This is a genomic window from Rhodoferax sp. RT4P68 (assembly GCF_056521305.1).
Map to the genome: position 1 here is coordinate 1 of NZ_JBWMBB010000053.1, position 1069 is coordinate 1069.

1 protein-coding gene is annotated in these 1069 nt (G+C 69.7%); it reads left to right on the top strand.

All coding sequences use genetic code 11. The features are described from left to right. Positions 1-1069, top strand: a 1069-nt coding sequence (locus AC099J_RS31620; RefSeq protein ID WP_479619275.1) for an alpha/beta hydrolase domain-containing protein, incomplete at both ends; no start/stop codon positions are given.

Sequence of the window (1069 nt, forward strand, 5' to 3'; positions counted from 1 at the left end):
CAGCATCACCGGCCCCTACCGCGCCGAACTGGTGCCGAGCGCCGCCACGCCCGTCATGACGCTGCCCGGCGGCGTGTTCAACGGCAGCATGATCCCCTACGCCCCGGCCAGCCTGGACAACACGCTGCCCGGCTACTCGCTCACCCGCCGCGTGAACGAGACCGACGCGCGCCAGCTGATCCCGGCCAGCGATTGGAAGTTCGCCGACTGCAGCGTGGCCAACGCCTTCCCCGGCACGGCCGACGGCTCCAAGATCTGCCTGCGCGGCGGCTTCGACCCGAAGTACCTGTACGAGCTGGTCTACGTCGCCAAGGACCCGAAGGTCATGGGCGTCGGCTTGGCGGCGCTGCGCGACACGGTGAGCTTCTTCCGCAAGGCCGCGGCCGACAGCGCCGGCACCGCCAACCCGCTGGCCGGGCGCATCACGCACACCATCGGCCAGGGCACGTCCCAGTCGGGCAACGCCATGAAGACCTTCCTGCACCTGGGCTTCAACCAGGCGCTGGACGGCGGCAAAGTGTTCGACGGCATGTTTGCCCACGTGGCCGCGCGCCAGACCAACATCAACACCCGCTTTGCCGTGCCCGGCGGCGGTGGTGGCCTGCGCACCGACCACACCGCCTTCGGCCAGACCGCGCCGCGCGGGCTGGCCGCCGACTATGTGGACGATGTCAGCGGCCGCCAGGGCGGGGTGATGAAGCGCTGCGCGGCGACCAGCACCTGCCCCAAGTTCTTCCTGGGCCTTTCGGGCACGGAGTTCTGGCAACTGCAAGGCTCGCCAGTGCTGACCGATGCCTACGGCCTGCGCGACATCGCGCAGCCGGACAACGCCCGCATCTACTACTACAGCAGCACGCAGCACGGCGGCAGCGGCGGCACAGCCAGCATCAACTACGCGCCCGCCCGCAACGTCTACCCAAGCGGCACTGTGGTGCACTTCACCGACACCTTCCGTGCGCTGTTCGTCGCGCTGGAGGATTGGGTCGTGCGTGACACCGCGCCACCAGCCAGCCAGGTCCCCAAGCTGGCAGACGGCACGCTGGCCCGGCCGGACCAGCTGGTATTCCCG